The sequence below is a fragment of the Pseudomonas sp. R15(2017) genome, assembly GCF_002112685.1.
GTDB lineage: Bacteria > Pseudomonadota > Gammaproteobacteria > Pseudomonadales > Pseudomonadaceae > Aquipseudomonas > Aquipseudomonas glycinae.
This window is the reverse complement of record NZ_NEII01000007.1, coordinates 83,561-103,209: the sequence shown is the minus strand read 5'-3', so window position 1 is coordinate 103,209 and position 19,649 is coordinate 83,561. Positions and strand designations below refer to the sequence as shown.

18 protein-coding genes are annotated in these 19,649 nt (G+C 62.5%); 11 read left to right on the top strand and 7 right to left on the bottom strand.

Annotated elements, in window-relative coordinates; genetic code table 11:
- Positions 1–174: 174 nt before the first annotated feature.
- Together CAF77_RS15755 and CAF77_RS15750 are read left to right on the top strand one after the other, a co-directional pair.
- Positions 175–1,125: a GlxA family transcriptional regulator gene (locus CAF77_RS15755; RefSeq protein WP_011333406.1), complete on the top strand. Its 951-nt coding sequence runs from the start codon at positions 175–177 to the stop codon at positions 1,123–1,125.
- Between the two features lie 90 nt (positions 1,126–1,215).
- Positions 1,216–2,688 carry a winged helix-turn-helix domain-containing protein gene (locus CAF77_RS15750; protein ID WP_085655188.1) on the top strand — a complete coding sequence of 491 codons (1,473 nt, stop codon included), beginning with the start codon at positions 1,216–1,218 and terminating at the stop codon, positions 2,686–2,688.
- On the opposite strand, the gene CAF77_RS15745 is transcribed toward CAF77_RS15750, so the two are convergent.
- Positions 2,650–5,436, bottom strand: coding sequence for a winged helix-turn-helix domain-containing protein (locus CAF77_RS15745; protein ID WP_085655187.1), 2,787 nt, complete (start codon positions 5,434–5,436; stop codon positions 2,650–2,652). The genes CAF77_RS15750 and CAF77_RS15745 overlap by 39 nt on opposite strands.
- A 333-nt stretch (positions 5,437–5,769) precedes the next feature.
- On the opposite strand from CAF77_RS15745, the gene CAF77_RS15740 reads away from it, so the two are divergent.
- Positions 5,770–6,339: a flavodoxin family protein gene (locus CAF77_RS15740; RefSeq protein WP_085655186.1), complete on the top strand. Its 570-nt coding sequence runs from the start codon at positions 5,770–5,772 to the stop codon at positions 6,337–6,339.
- A 7-nt stretch (positions 6,340–6,346) separates the two neighbouring features.
- Here CAF77_RS15740 and CAF77_RS15735 read toward each other — a convergent pair whose 3' ends face one another.
- Positions 6,347–6,748, bottom strand: a complete 402-nt coding sequence (locus tag CAF77_RS15735) for a helix-turn-helix domain-containing protein (protein ID WP_064378890.1) — start codon at positions 6,746–6,748, stop codon at positions 6,347–6,349.
- A 260-nt stretch (positions 6,749–7,008) separates the two neighbouring features.
- On the opposite strand from CAF77_RS15735, the gene CAF77_RS15730 reads away from it, so the two are divergent.
- From CAF77_RS15730 to ycaC, 7 genes are all read left to right on the top strand, one after another.
- On the top strand, positions 7,009–7,992 hold the full coding sequence (locus CAF77_RS15730; RefSeq protein ID WP_085655185.1) for an MBL fold metallo-hydrolase: 984 nt from the start codon (positions 7,009–7,011) through the stop codon (positions 7,990–7,992).
- A gap of 44 nt (positions 7,993–8,036) precedes the next feature.
- Complete coding sequence (locus CAF77_RS15725) at positions 8,037–8,960, top strand: LysR family transcriptional regulator (protein ID WP_011333412.1); 924 nt, start codon at positions 8,037–8,039, stop codon at positions 8,958–8,960.
- 349 nt (positions 8,961–9,309) lie between these two features.
- On the top strand, positions 9,310–9,687 hold the full coding sequence (locus tag CAF77_RS15720) for a DUF6124 family protein (protein WP_064378892.1): 378 nt from the start codon (positions 9,310–9,312) through the stop codon (positions 9,685–9,687).
- 236 nt (positions 9,688–9,923) lie between these two features.
- Positions 9,924–10,340, top strand: a complete 417-nt coding sequence (locus tag CAF77_RS15715) for a DoxX family protein (RefSeq protein WP_011333414.1) — start codon at positions 9,924–9,926, stop codon at positions 10,338–10,340.
- Entirely contained in the window at positions 10,333–10,959 is a 627-nt protein-coding gene (locus CAF77_RS15710; protein ID WP_085655184.1) for an antibiotic biosynthesis monooxygenase, read from the top strand. Before CAF77_RS15715 ends, CAF77_RS15710 begins: the two co-directional genes overlap by 8 nt.
- A 45-nt stretch (positions 10,960–11,004) precedes the next feature.
- Positions 11,005–12,843 carry an amidohydrolase gene (locus CAF77_RS15705; RefSeq protein ID WP_085655183.1) on the top strand — a complete coding sequence of 613 codons (1,839 nt, stop codon included), beginning with the start codon at positions 11,005–11,007 and terminating at the stop codon, positions 12,841–12,843.
- Positions 12,844–12,912: 69 nt separating this feature from the next.
- The gene (gene ycaC / locus CAF77_RS15700; RefSeq protein ID WP_011333417.1) at positions 12,913–13,539 is read left to right on the top strand and encodes an isochorismate family cysteine hydrolase YcaC; all 627 of its coding nucleotides are present in this window, start codon (positions 12,913–12,915) and stop codon (positions 13,537–13,539) included.
- 58 nt (positions 13,540–13,597) lie between these two features.
- On the opposite strand, the gene CAF77_RS15695 is transcribed toward ycaC, so the two are convergent.
- Together CAF77_RS15695 and CAF77_RS15690 are read right to left on the bottom strand one after the other, a co-directional pair.
- Complete coding sequence (locus CAF77_RS15695) at positions 13,598–15,025, bottom strand: mechanosensitive ion channel family protein (RefSeq protein ID WP_085655182.1); 1,428 nt, start codon at positions 15,023–15,025, stop codon at positions 13,598–13,600.
- Positions 15,026–15,088: 63 nt separating this feature from the next.
- On the bottom strand, positions 15,089–16,105 hold the full coding sequence (locus tag CAF77_RS15690; RefSeq protein WP_085655181.1) for an alpha/beta hydrolase: 1,017 nt from the start codon (positions 16,103–16,105) through the stop codon (positions 15,089–15,091).
- Between the two features lie 162 nt (positions 16,106–16,267).
- Between CAF77_RS15690 and CAF77_RS15685 the strand changes: the two genes are divergently transcribed.
- Complete coding sequence (locus tag CAF77_RS15685) at positions 16,268–17,167, top strand: LysR family transcriptional regulator (protein ID WP_064378896.1); 900 nt, start codon at positions 16,268–16,270, stop codon at positions 17,165–17,167.
- 149 nt (positions 17,168–17,316) lie between these two features.
- Here CAF77_RS15685 and CAF77_RS29365 read toward each other — a convergent pair whose 3' ends face one another.
- The 3 genes from CAF77_RS29365 to gspG all read right to left on the bottom strand — a co-directional run bounded on the left by CAF77_RS29365 (position 17,317) and on the right by gspG (position 19,620).
- The gene (locus tag CAF77_RS29365; protein WP_084776885.1) at positions 17,317–17,913 is read right to left on the bottom strand and encodes a hypothetical protein; all 597 of its coding nucleotides are present in this window, start codon (positions 17,911–17,913) and stop codon (positions 17,317–17,319) included.
- A gap of 76 nt (positions 17,914–17,989) precedes the next feature.
- Entirely contained in the window at positions 17,990–19,177 is a 1,188-nt protein-coding gene (locus tag CAF77_RS15675) for a type II secretion system F family protein (protein WP_007956102.1), read from the bottom strand.
- Between the two features lie 14 nt (positions 19,178–19,191).
- The gene (gene gspG / locus CAF77_RS15670) at positions 19,192–19,620 is read right to left on the bottom strand and encodes a type II secretion system major pseudopilin GspG (protein WP_011333421.1); all 429 of its coding nucleotides are present in this window, start codon (positions 19,618–19,620) and stop codon (positions 19,192–19,194) included.
- Positions 19,621–19,649 lie beyond the last annotated feature (29 nt).

Below are 19,649 nucleotides of genomic sequence, written 5' to 3'. Positions count from 1 at the left end.
GAGGAGAAGGTTACTGGTTACCCTGCGATGCAATAAGTAGATGAAAATTGAAATACTGTCCCTTTATGGTTGACAGTTGTGTGGGCTGGATCACGCATTCTTTTCCAACGATTTCGCCTGTTCCGGCCATAATGCGCGAACTTATGACTTTGCATGGATTTTGGTGATACCCCCATGAAGACCGTGGCCATGGTGCTGTTTCCCGATTTTCTGCTGCTCGACATGGCCGGGCCGCTGGAAGTCTTTTCGGTTGCCAACCGCTACCTGAAACCGCAATCCCACTATCACCTGACCACCCTGGGCACCGAGCGCGGGCCGTTGCGTGCGTCCAATGGCGTGCTCGTGCACACCGATCGGCACATCGACGAAGCCGATGAGCGCTATGACTTGCTGCTGGTACCGGGCGGCCCCGGCGCCTACAACGAAAAACACCCGCCGTTGCTCGCCTGGCTGCAAGGCGCGGTCACGCGCGCCGGGCAATATGGCTCGATCTGTACCGGCGCCTTCGTGCTGGGCCATGCCGGACTGCTCGACGGCTATCGTGTGACCACTCACTGGAATTACACCGAACGCTTGATCAAGGGCTTTCCGAAGGCAAACGTCGCGACCGACCAGATTTTTATTGAGGATCGCAACCTGATCACCTCCGGAGGTGTCACCGCCGGGATCGATATGGCGCTGGCGGTGGTCGCTCGCGATCATGGCAAAAAAATTGCCCAGGACGTGGCCAAGGTGCTGCTGGTCGTCATGAAACGTCAGGGCGGGCAAGCGCAGTTCAGCCCGTTGATGGCGGCAGTGGCACCCCAGGAAACCCCGATCACCCGGGTGCAGAACCATGTGCTGGAACATCTGGAGGAAGCCTTCACCGTCGAGCGCATGGCAGGGCTTGCGAACATGAGCGCACGGCACTTCGCCCGGGTGTTCGCTCGCGAGGTCAACATGACGCCCATGGAATTCCTGCAAAGTGCGCGCATCGATTGCGCACGCAATCTGTTGGAAACCAGCGATCTGCCGCTGAAAACCGTGGCCTACAAAAGCGGTTTCGGCAGCGTGCGGCACATGCGTTTTCTGTTCGGCGAAAAGCTCGGGCTGACCCCGACGCAGTATCGCGAACAGTTCAGCTAGAGCGGTTCTGTCCGTTACGGGCATCCGGATGTCCGTGCTGGACCCCGCGTGGTGGTTGTACCGTCATCGAGGCCTGCGAAGATAACGGACATGAACAGCCTCAACGAATTGAACTCGGCGTCGGTCCTGCGTTTCGGGCCGTACGCCTTCCATTTGCGCCAACGGCTGATCCTCGAAGGGGATCGGCAATTGCGCATGGGCGGTCGTGCGCTGGACATTCTGCAAGTGCTGGTCGAGCGCGCCGGCCAGGTGGTCAGCAAAGAACAATTGATCGCGCTGGTGTGGCCGACCTCGGTGGTCGAGGAGATCAACCTGCGGGTACACATCGCCGCGCTGCGCCGGGCCCTCGGAGATGGTGAAAACGGTCAGCGCTACATCGTCAATGTGCCGCAACGCGGCTACAGCTTCGTGGCTCCGGTGCAGGGCGACAGCGTCACCCAAGTGGTGTTCGAAAACCTGCAAGCGCCCCAGCACAATTTGCCTGCACGACTGACGCCGGTCACCGGGCGCGATTCACTGGTCGGCGGTCTGGTGCGGCAACTGCCGTTGTCCCGGCTGCTGACGGTGACGGGGCCTGCCGGTGTCGGTAAGAGCACCGTAGCGCTGCGCGCAGCGGAACTGCTGCTGCAACATTTTCGTGACGGCGTGTGGCAGGTGGATCTGTCGCTGATCGATGAAAACATCCCGCTCCTCGATCACTTGCTGAAAACCCTCGACCTCGATTTCCCCACTCTGGCAGCGCGCCATGCCTTGCTGGTGCTGGACAACTGCGATCACCTGCACCAGGCCTGCCGGAGCCTGCTGCAAACATTGCTTGATGCTGCGCCGCGTCTGTCGATCCTGGCCACCAGCCGCGAGCCGTTGCGTCTCGCTCTGGAAGTCCTGCAGCCACTGCCGCCCCTGACCCTTCCCAAAGCCTCGGCCCTCAACAGTGTCGCCGAGGTCATGGGCTATTCGGCGGTGCAGCTGTTTGTCAGTCGTGCCCGCGCCCGTCAACACGGCTTCAGTCTGCGTGAGCAGGATCTGGAAACGGTGCGCGATATCTGTCGCCGGCTCGACGGTCTGCCGCTGGCGATCGAGTTGGCAGCCGCGCAGATCGATGCGCTGGCGCTGGTCGGCCTTCAGACGCAACTGGATCAAGGCCTGCAAGTCCTGAGTCACGGTCGCCGCACCGCCGTGCCGCGCCACCAGTCAATGAAGGCTGCGCTGGACTGGAGCTGTCAGCGCTTGAGCGAGCAGGAACAGCGCGTGCTGCAGCGGTTGTCGGTGTTCAAGATGGCATTCACCCTGGATGCCGCCATCGGCGTGATCAGTTGCGCACAACTGCCGCCCTCGACGCTGGTGGGCGTGGTCGAACAGTTAGCGGCCAAATCGCTGCTGACAACGGACCGGTCCGGCGGAGCACTGCGCTATCGAATGCTCAACATCACGCGCCGCTATGCCCGCGAACAGCTGGAGCAGGGCGGCGAACTCAATGATGTCGAGCGTCGGCACGCGCGTTACCTGGGCCGTACCCGACCCGTCTCAAGCGGCCGACTGACCGCGCAGTTCGTCGAGCAGTAAGCGCACTTTGCGCAAGTCCGGGGTGGCATAGCCTTCGGTGAAGCGCTGGTAGACCGGCGCCAGCAATTCGATAGCCTCACGATAACGCGACTGGCGCTGCCACCACTGTGCCAGCGAAGTCGCGCTGCGCAACTCCCAGGCCAGGGCACCTTGAGTCCGGGCAATCTCGAGCGATTGCTGCAAGGCGCTTTCGACCGTGTGATGACAGGGCGATTCAGCGGCCAGCAATCGCTCGGCCCGGGCCCGCAAAATCTCCGCAGTACTCCAGCCGGCCGCGCCGCTTTGTGCTCGTTCAAGCAGGGCATCGTCAACGAAGCCCGGATCCAGCGTGACCATGATTTCCCTGACCAGACCGCTGTCGGCGGGCGGGATGGTGGGGGATTTGTCGGCGTCGATCACCTGTGCGTACTGCCGCGCCCACGTGTAGAACAGCAGCACCGAATGCTTCTGCGCCTGTTCGAGCAACAGTTGCAGCAGCGCCCGGGCGTTCTGTGTATCTCCGTTGTAATGGGCGATCAGGCACGAAGCGAGTGCCAGGGTGTAGCAGATCGAGGTGCCGTGATTGATCTGCACCGCGATGTCCAGCGCCTGCCGTGCTGTATGCCAGGCTTGCTCGGGGAAACCTTGCAGCCACAGCACACGGGCAAGGACGGTCAGCGAAGCGACGCTCTGGTCGTATTGCACGCCGAAACCGTGAGTGAAGCGGTTGAGGTGGCCGCTGTGGGCCATGCGCTGAATGACTTGCTCGGCGTGGATTCGCGCCTGGTGCTGATCGCCGGCGTAATGCAGCGCGAGCACCCGCAAGCGGTGGGTACTCAGGGACAGCTGCGCATCGCCGTGCACTCCGAGACTTTCGAATTGCTCGCTCTGCTCCAGCGCCATCCGGTAATGCCCGCAACTGAGATTGACCGCCATGTGTCCCGACACGGCGCGCAACTGACCGGCCATATCGTCGTGCTGTTGTGCCAGCAGCCGGGCGCTGACGAAGGCCTCGATGGTTTCCGGCGTGCCGCCCCAGGTGTGGTAACACGCGCTGCCCAGGGCCAGTTTCAAGGCGATTTCCAGTCGCGGGCAGGGCTCGTCGGATGAAGCCAGCAGCGCCAGTGCCCGTCGTACATGAACGCCGTACTCCTTGAGCAAGGACAGTTCCTGCCACAACGGCGCCGAGGTCGCCGTCAGTCGAACGCCGAGCGCGCGCGAGCCTTCGTCATTCAGTGTCCACTCAAGGGCCGCCCGCAAGTCTTCAAGGCCACGGGCGTAACGCTCGATCCAGACTTCAGTCGCCGTGTTCTCCCAATCGGCCTGGGCCTGATACATCAGCGCCAGGCTGCGTTCGGCATGGCGTTCGCGGGTTTCGCCGAGTTCGGCGGCCTGGTCGAGTTTTTCCAGCGCATAGCGGCGAGTGGTGTCGAGCAGGCGATAGAACACTTCTTCATCGCCAACCTCGACGTTGAGCAGCGACTTGGCGACCAGTTGCGTGATCGAAGCGAAGACTTCGTTCGGCTCGATGTGCTGACCGACGATGACCGCCGCCGCGGACTCCAGCGTGAACGCACCACGAAACACCCCCAATCGGCGCAGACCGGTCTGTTCGCAGCTGTTGAGCAGGTTGAAGCTCCAGTCCAGCGTAGCGCGCAGGGTTTCATGCCGACCCAGACGAGTCTGATTGCCCGCCGGCAAGCGTCCCTGAAGTTGACTCAGCAAACCCTCCAGCCCGAGGCCCGCCACCTGCGCAGCGGCCAGTTCCAGTGCCAGCGGGATGCCGTCCAGTCGGCGACAGATGTCGATGATCAAGGGCAGATCAGCGTTGCCCGGCTCAAAATGTTCGTGGGCCGCCATCGCCCGTTCGACGAACAGCTGCAGCGCGGAGAATTCCATCGCCTGATCGCGGTCCAGCACCGCAATCGGCGGCGGGCAGTCGAGGGATTCCAGGCGCTGCACATACTCGCCCTCGGCACGCAGGCTTTCGCGGCTGGTGGCCAGAATGTGCACCTGCGGTGCGCCGCGCAGAATGTTTTCACTCAGCATCGCCACGGCGTCGATCAAGTGCTCGCAGTTATCGATCACCAGCAGCATCTGCCGCTCGCGCAGGCTGTTGATCAGGCAGGCCATCGGTTCACTGTCGTGCAGCGAAAGGTCCAGCAGGGCGGCGAGGTGCGAGCAGATCGAGCCCGGATGTTTGAGCGGGGCCAGATCCAGCAGACGAATACCGTCGCGATAACGGCCGATCAGTTGCTCGGCGACACGCAGGGCCACGGTGGTCTTGCCGATGCCGCCGGGGCCGACCAGGGTGATGCAGCGCTGGCGCGGCAGTTGCGTCATCAGGCTGTCGACCACCGACTGGCGCCCGATCATCCGCGTGCGCCGCAATGGCAGGTTATGTCGACCGAGATGGGCGGCGGCGGGGCGTTGTTCGATGGATTGCAGCACGACCGGCGCGACGAAACTGTATCCGCGCTGCGCCACCGTGACGATGTAGCGCTGCCCGGCCTGACCGTCGCCGAGGGCCTTGCGCAGCGCGGCCATGTGCACCCGCAGATTGATGTCTTCCACCACGCTGTCGGGCCAGACTCCGGCGATCAACTGTTGCTTGCTCACGACCTCGCCGGCATGGGCCAGCAGGATCAGCAGAATGTCCATGGCGCGCCGGCCCAGGCGCAAAGGCTGGTCGCCTTCAAGCACCAGCCGCTGGCCGGGGTGGATCCGATAGGGGCCGAAACCGATGGCCTGATTCGGGGAAAGACTCAACCGCTCACTCCTTCGACGCTTTTTATGATCCTGATCCGTCAGGGTGAAGAATCCGTGACGGACAGGGCGAATAGAGGCTTGAGGGGCACGCAAGCCGTCTGATCCGCAGTATCCGAGCATATTCCTCAGGATTTGACGCCAGCGCAACTTTCGCGAAGGACTCGGGCCTTTGCATCACTCGGCATCCAGTACCGTCACCACTGTATTCAAAGGCCGGAACCCGTGCCGTTTTGCCCGATAGCCGGGGAAAATTAACAACGATTAACTCGTCCGCGTCGGCTTCAGAGCCAAAACTCCACGGCAATGGAATGCATACGTCCGGAGGACGCTGCGATGAGCAAGGTAGTAGTGGTTTATCACAGTGGCTACGGGCACACCCGCGTCATTGCCCAGGCTGTGGCCCAAGGTGTGGAGCGCCACATGGGCAGCACCTGCCTGTTGCTGGCCGTGGAAGACGTGGAAGCCCACTGGGATGACCTGCATCGCGCCGACGCCATCATCTTCGGTGCGCCGACCTACATGGGCAGCGCTTCGGCGGCGTTCAAGCAATTCATGGAGGCCACGGCCTCGTTCTACCTCGCCCGGCCGTGGCGCGACAAACTCGCGGCGGGCTTCACCAATTCCGGCAGCCTGTGCGGCGACAAGCTCAATACCTTGCTGCAAATGGCGGTGTTTGCGGCCCAGCATTCGATGATCTGGGTCGGGCTCGATCTGTTACCGGCGCGTGCGTGCGCAGGTGTTTTCGACGGGCAATTGAATCGCCTCGGCAGCTCCCTCGGCGCCATGTCCCAGTCCTGTGTCGAGCAACCGCCCGAGCAGGCGCCGCCGCTGGAAGACCAACAGACCGCTGCGCACCTGGGCGAGCGGGTGGCGCGACTGGCCCAGCGGATGGCTCGAGAGTGAAACCGCCTCAGCGGTTTTTCATGACCTGACAACGCCACGCAAACGGGTTGATCCCTTCGCTGCGGGTGAAGATGTGGCAGAAGTGCGCCTGATCGCAAAAGCCGCACTCCAGGCTGATCTGCGTGAGGCTGTGGTTGGTGTGTTGGATCAACTGCTTGGCTCGGGCAATGCGCTGGGTGCGGATCCAGTCTTGCGGCGAGTACCCTGTGCTGCATTTGAACGCCCGGGAAAAATGGCTGCGCGAGAGTGCGCAGGCGTTGGCCAGTTCGGTGACTTCAAGGCTGTCGCCGAGGCGTTCGAGAATCAGCTGTTTCACCAGCCGTTCCCGTTGCGGGCTGAGGCCGCCGGTGCTGGGCTTGCGGGGTTCGCTGGCAGGGGCGAGGGCGACGGTTTGCTGTGAGTGAGCCATGGCCAAGGTCCGTGTCGGTGGGGAACGCACGGTCAGCGCTTTCCCTCAGGTCAAAAAAACAACGCTGCGCAGAGGGATTCATTGTTTGGCGAGGGGCGGGTGCTGACGAGTTAAACGTTGTTAATTCCACCGTCGGCTGCAACTCAGCACACCGCTGCAAGTCCCCATGACGGGAACCGGGCAGGATGGCGACGATTGGGGGCGGGCCATAAGGGGCCGCAGAATCGGGCTCGGGCTCGGGCTCGGGCGAGGGGATGCATATGAAAGATTTGGTACGCGGCGTAATCGGCCTGGCGTTGGTCGGTGTGATGTCCAGCGCCATGGCGCAGGCACCGCAGGTCGGCACGCAGGCGCCGGGTTATTTCCGGCTGGCGCTGGGCGATTACGAGGTGACGGCGCTGTTCGACGGCTACAACGATTTGTCACCGAAGCTGTTGCAGGGCATGAGTCAAAGCCAGATTCGCGCGCTGCTGGCCCGGCGTTCGATTGAAACGCCGGGCGTGCAGACCGCGTTCAATGCTTTCCTGGTCAACACCGGTAAACAACTGATTCTGGTGGATACCGGCGCGGGCCAGTGCATCGGCGCCACCGCCGGCCAGCTCTCGGCGAACATGCAGGCAGCGGGTTACAAGCCTGAGCAGGTCGACGCGATTCTGCTGACGCACCTGCACCTGGATCACGTCTGTGGGCTGGTCGACGGCCAACAACGGCCGATCTTTGCCAATGCCACGGTTTATGCAGCCAAGGCCGAAGCCGATTACTGGCTCGATCCGCAGGCCGAGGCCAAGGCGCCGGCCGGTGCCCGGGAGTTTTTCAAGATCGCCCAGGATTCCACTGCGCCTTACGTGGCGGCCGGGCGCTTCAAGACGTTCGCAGAGGGCCAGTCGCCTTTGCCGGGTGTGGTCGAAGCCACACTGGAAGCCGGGCACACGCCGGGCAGCACCACCTACCGCTTCACTTCGCAGAACCAGAGCATCGTGTTCATGGGCGATCTTGTGCATAACCTGGCGGTGCAGTTCGATCATCCGGAGGTGTCGATCCGCTTCGACGTCAACGGTCAGCAGGCGATCAAGAGTCGTAACGCCGTGTTCAGTGCAGCGGCGGCCAGCAAGACCTGGGTCACGGCCGCGCACTTGCCATTCCCGGGCATCGGCCACATCACGGCGGTCGACAAGCACTTCCAGTGGGTGCCGGTCGAATACGGCCCCTACAAACGCGCGGCCAAAGTGCCGCTGATCGAGTAAAGTTCCACCTTTCACGTCAGGCTAAAACAAGGAAAACGTGCCCCATGAACCGTAACGATCTGCGCCGCGTCGACATGAACCTGCTGGTGATTTTCGAAGCGCTGATGTTCGAAAAGAACCTGACCCGCGTCGCCGAAAAACTGTTCATGGGCCAACCGGCGGTGAGCGCCGCGCTGGGGCGTCTGCGCGATCTGTTCGATGATCCGCTGTTGCTGCGCAATGGCCGGGGGATGGAGCCGACGGCGCGGGCGCTGGCGATTCTCCAGGAGCTGCAACCGGCGATGGACGTGATTTCCGGCGCGGTCAGCCGGGCCAAGGAATTCGATCCGGCGACCAGTTGCGACGTGTTTCGCATCGGCTTGTCGGACGATGCCGAATTCGGTCTGTTCCCGCCGCTGCTGCGCCAATTGCAGGAAGAAGCGCCGGGGATTGTCGTGGTGGTACGTCGCGCCAATTACCTGCTGATGCCGGGGTTGCTGGCATCGGGGGAGATCTCCGTCGGCGTCAGTTACACCACCGATCTGCCGGCCAACGCCAAGCGCAAGAAACTGCGCGACATTCCCTGCAAGGTCCTGCGCGGCGACAACCGCCCGGGCCCGCTCACGCTTGACGAATACTGCGAGCGCCCGCACGCGATGGTGTCGTTCTCCGGAGACCTGAGCGGCAATATCGATATGGACCTGGCCAAGGTCGGCCGCAGCCGCCGCGTGGTGCTCGGTGTACCTCAGTTCAGTGGCCTGCGCGCGCTGCTGGCCGGCACCGAGATGATCGCGACCGTGCCGGATTATGCGGCGTGTGCATTGGTCGAAGGGTGTGCGTTGCGGGCTGAAGATCCGCCGTTCCCGATTGATGCGGCGCAACTATCGATGGCGTGGAGCGGGGTGCATGACAACGACCCGGCAGAGAAATGGCTGCGTTCGCGGATCAGTCAGTTCATGTCGGTGACGCTGGATATTCCGGCGGTTTAGCACGGTGTTGAAAGGCGTTTAAGGTTACTTCCGGTAAGCCACAACGCCTTGCGCCTTTGCCTACGTGTACGCCAGAATCCGCCGGCTTGTGCGCCTCTGGGGCGGGTTCTATTGTTCGCCGGTCGCTGAAAAACAGCGATCGGGTTTAGCAGCCCGGATCTACTCTAGACGCACAATGCCCTTCGTTCGTGATCAGGCTTACGCCTGACCGTCCACGTTATGGCGGCTTTGCGTGGGGCACTTCGGTGCGCCGGGTTCTAGAGTCCTGGTCTGCTAACCCGCGTACGGCCGCCACCTCTTTCGTTTAGCAGCGAAGCGTGGCGCCTCCACTACTCTAGAGGCTTTATCCATGATCAAACCAACGCCAAACCCGCCTGAAACCGACCCCACTTCGCCCTACGAAACCCTCGATTCCAAGAAATTCCACGAAGCCGCCGAGCGCGCCCTCGACCACTACCTCAATCCGCTGCTCCCCAGAAAACCGCTGCTCAAACCCAACACCCGCTACCTCATCGCCCCCGGCATCGACAGCGAAGAACTGCTGGCCGACGCCTGCGAAACCCTGACCTCGGCCAAGGTCATGGCCAATGACTTCGCCGGGCTGGTGGACGGCCCGCAGCGGCATGTGCTGTTGGGGATTGCGCAATTGATCATGCTGGGGGAGCTGGCGGTGAATCGAGTGCTGGATAATCTGGAACTGAAGGCTGAGGCGCCCGCTGTAGCTTGATCGACTGATCGACTGATCGACTGATCGACTGCTCACCTGATCGTTCCCACGCTCTGCGTGGGAATGCAGCCCGGGACGCTCCGCGTCCCAAAGAGCGGACGCAGAGCCTCCATTGAGGCATTCCCACGCAGAGTGGGAACGATCGACGGTGGTCTCAAAAAGAGAGCACACCCATCCAATTTCCCCCCGATCAATCGCTGCACCATGGCCTGCAATGATTAATCAAGGGTGGGCCCATGAACGCTGTACAACGCAATGACCAGGCGCAAGATCTCGGCCTGCTGTTCCTGCGGGTGACCGGCGGGTTGTTTCTGCTGTTCGTCCACGGCTTGCCCAAGCTGCTGGACTTCACCGCGCAGTTGCAACAAATCGAAGACCCGTTCCACCTCGGTGCTCACCTCACCTTGATTCTGGCGATCTTCGCCGAAGTCCTCTGTCCGCTGCTGATCGTCGCCGGGGTGCTGGCGCGTCTGGCGTGCTTGCCTATTCTCTTTGTGCTGCTGGTGGCGCTGCTGCTTGTGCATCCGCAATGGAGTGTGGCCGAAGGGCAGTTCGGCTGGTTGCTGTTGATCCTGTTTACCACTGTTTTGATCGCCGGGCCGGGACGGCTGGCGCTCAATGTTCGTTTGCCCGGAGTGCTCCGTTATGCCTGATGCCCAGACCCCGAAAAAACCGGGACCCGAAGAAACCGTGACGCTCATCGTCAAGCACCGGGTCAAGGCCGGTTTCGAACAGCCGTACGAAGCGTGGCTGCGCAATATCGTCAGCGTGGCGGGGCGCGAAGAAGGGCATCTGGGCGTGGACGTGATGCGCAGCCAGCAGGGCGGTCTCGCGCTGTTCACCTGCGTGCTGCGTTATTGCTCGACCGACGCGATGCAGCGCTGGCTCGACTCGCCACAGCGTCAGAAACTGATCGATGAAGCCGCGCCGATGCTCGCCGACGGCGATCAGACCGAAGTCAACGCAGCCAACGAATTCTGGTTCACGCCGCTGGCCGAGGCCGGCTCACCGCCACCGCGCTGGAAGCAGGCTGTAGTGACGCTGCTGGTGATCCTGCCGCACACCTTGCTGGTGCCGCTGATCTGGGGGCCGTTGCTGCAACTCAACGCCTTTCTCTCCAACTACGTGGTCGCCACGTTCCTGATCACCCTGACCATCGTGGTATCGGTGGTCTACGTGTTCATGCCGCCGGTGACCCGTCTGTTCGCGCCGTGGCTGGAAGCCGGTCAGTCACACAAACACCTCGAATCCAATGCCAATCCGCCGCGCTGAAGCGGCGGGTCCGGGCTCCGTTTCACTTATCTCGAAGGAACTGCGATGAACGCCGATCTGATTCTGTTCAATGGCCAATTTCATACGGTAGACCGCGAAAAACCCCTCGCCAGCGCCGTGGCAATCAAGGACGGGCGCTTCGTCGCCGTCGGTAACGATGCCGAGGCGATGGCGCTCAAGGGCGCCGGCACTCAAGTGGTCGACCTCAAGGGCCGCTGCGTGATTCCCGGCCTCAATGACTCGCACTTGCACCTGATCCGTGGCGGTCTGAACTACAACCTCGAACTGCGCTGGGAAGGCGTGCCGTCGCTGGCCGATGCGCTGCGCATGCTCAAGGATCAGGCCGACCGCACACCGACCCCGCAATGGGTGCGCGTGGTCGGCGGCTGGAACGAATTCCAGTTCGCCGAAAAACGCATGCCGACCCTCGAAGAAATCAACCAGGCCGCGCCGGACACCCCGGTATTCATCCTGCACCTGTACGACCGTGCGTTGCTCAACCGCGCTGCGTTGCGCGTTGCCGGTTACACCCGCGACACACCGAACCCGCCGGGTGGCGAGATCGTGCGCGATGCCAACGGCAACCCGACCGGCATGCTGGTGGCGCGGCCAAACGCGATGATTCTGTACTCGACGCTGGCCAAGGGGCCCAAGCTGCCGCTGGAGTATCAGGTCAACTCGACCCGTCAGTTCATGCGCGAACTCAATCGCCTCGGCCTGACCAGCGCCATCGATGCCGGCGGCGGTTTCCAGAATTACCCGGACGATTATCAGGTGATCGAACAGCTGGCCAAAGACGACCAGTTGACCGTGCGCATCGCCTACAACCTGTTCACCCAGAAGCCGAAAGAAGAGCTGACCGACTTCCAGAACTGGACTGGCAGCGTCAAGTTGCATCAGGGCGATGACTTCCTGCGCCATAACGGCGCCGGGGAAATGCTGGTGTTCTCGGCAGCGGACTTCGAAGACTTCCTCGAGCCGCGCCCGGACCTGCCGCAGACCATGGAACAGGAGCTTGAGCCGGTGGTGCGCCACCTGGTCGAACAGCGCTGGCCGTTCCGTCTGCACGCCACCTACAACGAATCCATCAGCCGCATGCTGGATGTGTTCGAGAAGGTCAACCGCGACATTCCGTTCAACGGTCTGCCGTGGTTCTTCGATCACGCTGAAACCATCACCCCGCAGAACATCGAGCGGGTGAGGGTGCTGGGCGGCGGCATCGCGATTCAGGATCGCATGGCGTTCCAGGGCGAATACTTCGTTGACCGTTACGGCAAACAGGCCGCCGAAGCCACGCCACCGATCAAGCGCATGCTCGCCGAAGGCGTGCCGGTCGGTGCGGGCACCGATGCCACTCGGGTGTCGAGCTACAACCCGTGGACTTCGCTGTACTGGATGGTCAGCGGTCGCACCGTTGGCGGTCTGGCGCTGTACGAAGAAGGTTTGCCACGCAGCACCGCGCTGGAACTGTTCACCCATGGCAGCGCCTGGTTCTCCTCCGAGCAGGGCAAGAAGGGCCAGATCAAGGTCGGGCAACTGGCGGACCTGGCAGCGCTGAGCGCGGACTTCTTCAGTGTCGAAGAAGAAGCGATCAAGTGGATCGAGTCGGTGCTGACCGTGGTTGGCGGCAAGATCGTGTACGCCGCCGGCGACTTCGAAGACCTCGGCCCGCGTTCGCTGCCGGTGCTGCCGGATTGGTCGCCGGTGGTGAAAGTCCCGGGCCACTGGCGCCCGAATTCGCCCTTGCAGGCTCAGGTACACCAGTGCAGCGGCCCGTGTGCGGTGCATACCCATAGCCATGAAAAAGCGCGGATGTCGAATGCGCCGGTCAGCGATTTCGCCGGTTTCTGGGGCGCATTCGGCTGCTCCTGCTTCGCGTTCTGATCCTTTTGAAAAAGCGCCGCTCTGTGTGAGCGGCGCTCCCCGCAACAACCATCCATCGAGGAGTTTCACATGAGCAACGTTCCTTACAAACGCTTGAACAAAGACGATGCCGTTGTGCTGTTGGTCGACCACCAGACCGGTCTGATCTCGCTGGTACAGGATTTCTCGCCGAACGAGTTCAAGAACAACGTGCTGGCACTGGGCGACATCGCCAAGTTCTTCAACCTGCCGACCATCCTCACCACCAGCTTCGATTCCGGCCCGAACGGCCCGATCGTGCCTGAGCTGAAAGAGCAATTCCCGGACGCACCGTTCATTGCCCGTCCTGGCCAGATCAACGCCTGGGACAACGAAGACTTCGTCAAGGCCATCAAGGCTACCGGCCGCAAGCAACTGATCATCGCCGGTGTGGTGACTGACGTGTGCGTGGCGTTCCCGACCCTGTCGGCCATTGCCGAAGGTTTTGAAGTGTTCGTGGTCACCGACGCTTCCGGCACCTTCAACACCACCGTGCAACAAGCGGCGTGGGCGCGTATGTCAGCTGCCGGCGCACACCTGCTGAACTGGTTTGCTGTGGCCTGCGAGCTGCAGGGTGACTGGCGCAACGACATGGAAGGCCTGGCGAATCTGCTGTCCCAGCGTCTGCCGAACTACCGCAACCTGATCAACAGCTACACCAAATTCACTGCCAAGTAAGCTTGTAACGAAGAGGCCCGCCAAAATGGCGGGCCTCTTTTTGCCTTCAGAAAAGGGCTCAGCGCTTTTGCAGCCAGCCCAGAAATCCACCTTTTTTCACCGGTGCCGGTTTGGCCATCAACGCCAGCCGACTGTTCTGCTGCCGTACCGCCTGCAACTTGTTCAACGCCTGACCCACTTCACTGCGCTGTTCCATGCACTGGCGAGTCAGGTTCTTGTCGAGGCGATAAATGATCGAAGATGTCAGCGCGGTAAACGTCGCTTGCGAAGGCGTGTCCGCGAGGATGCTTTGCTCACCCATGACCTCACTCGGCCCCATGCGTCCGGCCTCGGTGAAGCCGTTGCCGTCCGGCACGCTGGCGCTGACCACGCCGGTGGCGATCACGAACAGGCTGTCCGGGACTTCCTCCAGATTGAGCACTACCTGCCCGGCGCTGTACTGCTGCGCGACCATCGATTCGGCGAGGCGATCGCGTTCCTCGTGGCTCAGCGAACGGAAGATTTTCACTTCATCGAGCAAGGCGCGAGCGCGGGTCGAAGGTTCGATCACGCCGTCCGGGTGCCGCGAAATACCGGCGGCTTCAAGGTGCCGGTGGGCGAGGTCGAACAATTGATTGCGCACCTCGCTTTTCTTGCCCAGTTCGGCGATGAACCCGCTGGCCACGTATTCCGACATTTCGTCGCCGGCCTCTTTCAGCACCGCTTTCGGTGCGGGCGTCAGCAACAGACTGCTGCTGCCTTGCAGCGTGCGCTCGAGGGCGTCGAGCACTCGGCGCGGGCGAATGTGGTTCGGCACCTTGATGCTGATCGACACGCCGTGCAGGTTGTTCGGGCGGCTGAGGTTGACGATCTTGGCCTTGGCCGCCACCGAGTTCGGCACCACGGCCAGAGTGCCGGTGCTGGACAGCAGGTGCGTGGCACGCCAGTTGATGTCGAGTACCTTGCCTTCGACACCATCGATGACCACCAGATCATCCACCTGATACGGCTTGGTGGTGTTGAGCACGATGCCGGAAAACACGTCGGCCAAGGTGCTTTGCAGCGCCAGACCGATGACGATCGCCACCACCCCCGAAGTCGCGAGCAGGCCTTTGACCGGCAGATCCAGCACATAACCGGCCGCTGCGACGATGGCCGCCAGAAACACCAGCGCACCGATCACGTCCTGCAGCAGGCGGCCGCTGTGACCGATGCGGCGCATCAGGATCAGACCGATGACTTCGGTCAGCACCCGCGCGGCGTACAGCCACCAGAGAATGCCCAGTGCCGTCGCCCCAAGTTGCGCCACCGGGTCGTCGGCAAACAGCGGCGCCTGCAACGGGCTGACGCCGGCGTTGATGGCCAGCGCGTTGAAGGCCAGGAACAGCACCAGTCGCACGGCGACCCGTTGCGCGCGATGCTTGAACGGTGCGAGGTGCCAGAGCAAGGTGTCGAGCACCAGCAGCAGAGCGCTCCAGGACAGCAGGTGGGCAGAAAAAAGGCTCATGGGATGAACTCCGGCGGGCACAAAAGAAAACGCCACACCCGAAGGTGTGGCGAGGGGTTGCACTCAGTTCAGATGGGTCTTGAGTTCTGCCGCAGCCTGGCGCACGGCGGCTTTCACTTCAGGAATCCCGTTCAGCGGGTTGAGCAGGCCGAAGTCGTGAATCATCCCGTTGTAGCGCACCGAGGTCACCGGCACACCGGCCGCGTCGAGGTGGCGGGCGTAGCCTTCGCCTTCGTCACGCAGCACGTCGAACTCGGCGGTCTGCACCAGCGCGGCGGGCAGGCCCTTGAGCTGTTCGGCGCTGGCGTTGAGCGGCGAGGCATGGATCTGTGCACGTTCGGCCGGGTTGGTGGTGTAGTTGTCCCAGAACCATTGCATCATGCCCTTGGTCAGGAAGTGGCCCTTGGCGAATTGCTGGTACGAGCCGTTATCGAACCCGGCGTTGGTCACCGGCCACATCAGCAACTGGAAGCGCAGGGCCGGGGTTTTCTGTTCCTTGGCCATCAACGCCACAACCGCTGCCATGTTGCCGCCGACGCTGTTGCCGGCCACCGCCAGACGCTTGCCGTCGACACCGATGTCCTTGCCGTGCTCGGCCACCCATTTGGTTGCCGCGTAAGCCTGATTGATCGCAGTCGGGTACTGCGCTTCCGGCGACGGCGTGTAGTCGACATACACCGCGACTGCGCCGGAACCCACCACCAGATCACGGATCAAGCGTTGGTGGGTCGGGTAGTCGCCCAGCACCCAGCCGCCACCGTGGAAGAACATGAACACCGGCAACTCACCTTTGACCTTGGCCGGACGCACCACTTTCAGGTTGATCGTCTGGCCGTCGACCTTGATCGCCTTGTCGCTGACCTCAACGCCGGACAGGTCAACCTTCACCGAAGCCTGGGCGCCGGTCAGCACCGCACGGGCGTCTTTCGGGCTCAGTTGTTCAAGTGGTTTGCCACCGCCGGCGGCGAGGGCGTCGAGGAAGGCCTGGGTGTTGTGTTCGACGCCAGTGCTTTCGGTGGCGAAGGCGTTGCCGATGGACAGGGCGAGCAGGGAAGCGGCGAGGGTTTTCTTGATGTTCATGTGCAATTCCTTTTTAAGTCGTTTGAGTTTTTGTATGCCTTGGGATCGGGCTGCTGTGGCGCTGGGCTTCAGGCCTCAGCAACACCGTGAGCACAGATTAATGAGGTGCCGGAAAGTGAAAAAGCGGCTATAAAGCGTTTAACTGTCAACCAGAGAGTGACAATGAACCCGTTCGAAGACATGCGTATTTTTTGCCAGGTCATGGACTCCGGCAGCTTCACGGCGGCGGCCGATCAGTTGGGCCTGTCCAAGCAGTTCGTCAGCCGTCGCTTGATGCAACTGGAGGAGCGCCTCGGCGTGCGATTGCTCAACCGTTCGACCCGGCGCCTGGACGTGACGCCGCTGGGCCAGAGCTATTACGAGTCGGCGCTGCGTTTGCTCGGTGAAGTGGAGTCGGTGGAGCAGGGCATCGCCGGGCAGACCGCCGAGCCGCGCGGGGCGATTCGCGTGAGTGCGCCGCTGTCGTTTGCGCTGGCCCATCTGGGCTGTCTGCTGCCGCCGTTTCTGCAGCGTTATCGCGAGGTCACGGTGGAGGTGGACTTGAGCGACCGGCCGGTGGATCTGCTGGGCGAGGGTTACGATCTGGCGCTGCGCATCGGCGTACTGGAGGACTCGACCCTGATCGCCCGACGCATCGCGTCAATCGAACGGGTGTACTGCGCCAGTCCTGCGTATCTCGCCGAGCGCGGTACGCCGGTCAAACCGGAAGATCTGCTGGGCCACGACTGTCTGCCTTACGGCCACGGGCGTTCGGTGCAGTGGCGGTTCAATGCGGGGCAGGGCAAGCCGCTGCTGGTGAATGTCACCGGGCGGATGCGCGTCAACAATGGTGAGTTGCTGCGGGATGCGGCGGTGGCGGGGATGGGGATTACCTATCTGCCGACGTTCATCGTTGGCGCGGCGCTGAAGGATGGGCGGCTGGTGCCGGTGCTGGACGAGTTTCGGCCGGAACCGCTGACGCTGTCGGCGGTGTACCCGCAGCATCGCCAGGCGTCGCGGCCGGTGCAGGCGTTGATCGAGTTTTTGCGTGAGCGGCTGGATCAGAATCACGTCGCTCTCTAGGTTTTGCGGCAACCTTGTGGGCACTGATGAGCCCTGTGGGAGTCGGGCTTGCCCGCGATAGCGGTGGGTCAGTCAGTGATGCTTTAACTGACCAGGCCTCATCGCTGGCAAGCCAGCTCCCACAGGGATTGCGGTGCTTTCAGTTCGGGTCAGTTGGCGCGCTTGTCATCGCCAGGCTCGCCGCCAACGTGTACGCCACGGTCATCACCGATCTCGCCAGCGCGATGTACGCCACGGTCATCACCGATTTCACCAGCGCGATGCACGCCATGGTCATCACCGACTTCACCGGCCCGATGTACACCGTGGTCGTCGCCGGGTTCAGAATGCGTGCCGCTGCGACCGGATGACGCCGTGTTGCCGGAATGGCCCGAACCGTGGTCACTGCCGCTGTGGCCACTGTTGCCACCGCCGCCACTGCCACTGTTGCCGCCACCGCCGCTGCCGCCGTGACCACCACCATTGCCACCGCTGCCGCCGCCTCCATTACCGCCACCACCGCCTCCGCTGCCGCCCCCGCCATTACCGCCACCACCGCCTCCGCTACCGCCCCCTCCATTACCGCCGCCACCCCCACCGTTACCACCGCCGCCGCCCCCGCCGCCCCCGCCGCTTCCTCCACCACCACTTCCCCCTTCCTTGGCCTGAACACTCGACACCCCGGACAGGTTGTCCGGAATCAGTACGGTAGACGCCGACAGGACTGCGCCGATGGCCATTGCGAGCACGAGCTTTTGAATGTGCATATCGTTCTCCGTCTTTGTTGTCTTGATTGGGAACGTGGATGTAGCTTGTTGCGTGTGATCCGACCCGTTCCCGAGGTCAGTGGATACTCGAAGCCAGTTCGAAGATCGGGATGTACATCAGGATCACGATCACCCCGATCAACAGGCCGATGAAAGTCATGAGCAGCGGTTCGAACAACCGCACGAACCACTCGATCCAGCGGCTGATTTCCTCGTCGTAGAAGTCGGCGCTGCGTTCCATCATTTGCCCGAGATTGCCGGACTGTTCACCGGCGCGCAGCAGGCGCAGGGACACGGGCGTCACCAGCCGGTTGAGCTCGAGGGCGGTGGACAACGATTGCCCCTCGCGCACCCGCTCGCAGGCCTGGTCCAGCCGCGCTCGCGAGGCCACGGTGAGCAGGCCGCGCACCATGCCCATGGCCGTCACCAGCGGAATCCCGCCTTGCAGCAGAATCCCCAGCGACCGGTAAAACCGCGCCAGCTCATACATGAAAATCCGCTGATGCACGGCAGGCAGTTTCTCCACCAGCCGATCCAGCCCACGGCGAAACGCCGGTTGTTTCTGCAGCACGGCGAGGGCGATGACGATCGTCGCCAACAGGCCGAAAAACTCGCCCTGATGGGCGTGTAGAAACATGCCGCTGCTCATCAGGATCTGCGACAGCCACGGCAGGTTCGAGCCCAGCCCTTCGAACACCAGGCTGAAGCGCGGCACCACGTAACCCATCAGAAACAGCACCACGCCACCGCCGACCACCAGCAACAGCAGCGGGTAGATCGAAGCGCTGACGATCTTCTGCCGCACCTCGTCCATGCGCTGGCGATAGCTCACGTAACGGCCCAGCGCATCGCCGACCGCGCCGGTCTTCTCGCTGGACTGTACCAGCGCCACGTACAACGGCGGGAACACCGCCGACAACTGGCCGAGCGCCTGGGAGAACGATTTGCCCTCGTATAGCAGCCGCACCAGCTCACTCAAGGTTTTGCGGGCGGCGGGGGCGGTTTCTTTTTCGGCCAGGCTTTCCAGCGCATCGATCAGCGGCAGGCCGGCGTTGAGCAGGGTGGTCAGTTCTTGGCTGAACAGCACCAGGTTGAAGGTTTCTCGCTTGCTCAGGCGCAACGAACGCCAGTGCCTCTCGGCGTGCAGGCTGACCACACGCAAGCCCTGATCCTCGGCGATGCGCCGCGCTTCGCTCTGGCCGGGCGCCTCGACGCTCAGCGACACCACTCCGGCCTTGCCCACTGCTTTGAGTTGAAATCGCATGCCGTGAGCTCCGCTTATTGCCAGTTGGTGACTTCGGCGTTTTCGCCTTCGCCGCCGGGCTGGCCGTCCTTGCCCATCGAGAGCAGGTCGTACTCGCTGTTTTCGCCGGGATAGCGGTAGGTGTAGTTACGCCCCCACGGATCCTGCGGCAGTTTTTTCTGCAAGTACGGGCCGGTCCATTTGGCTTCGTCGCTCGGTGCGGTCACCAGCGCCTGCAAGCCTTGTTCGGTGGACGGGTAGTGGCCGACCTCCAGTCGATAGAGATCCAGCGCCTTGCTCAGGCCTTCGATCTGCGCCTTGGCGACCTTCACCTCGGAACGCCCCAGCTGGGCGAAATATTTGGGCGCGACGATCCCGGCCAACAGGCCGAGCACCACCAGCACCACGAGCAATTCGAGCAGGGTGAAACCGCGTTGGGCACGCGGACGAAATTGCAGCTTCATGATGACCTCCCGTGAGTGGCAGCCGTGTC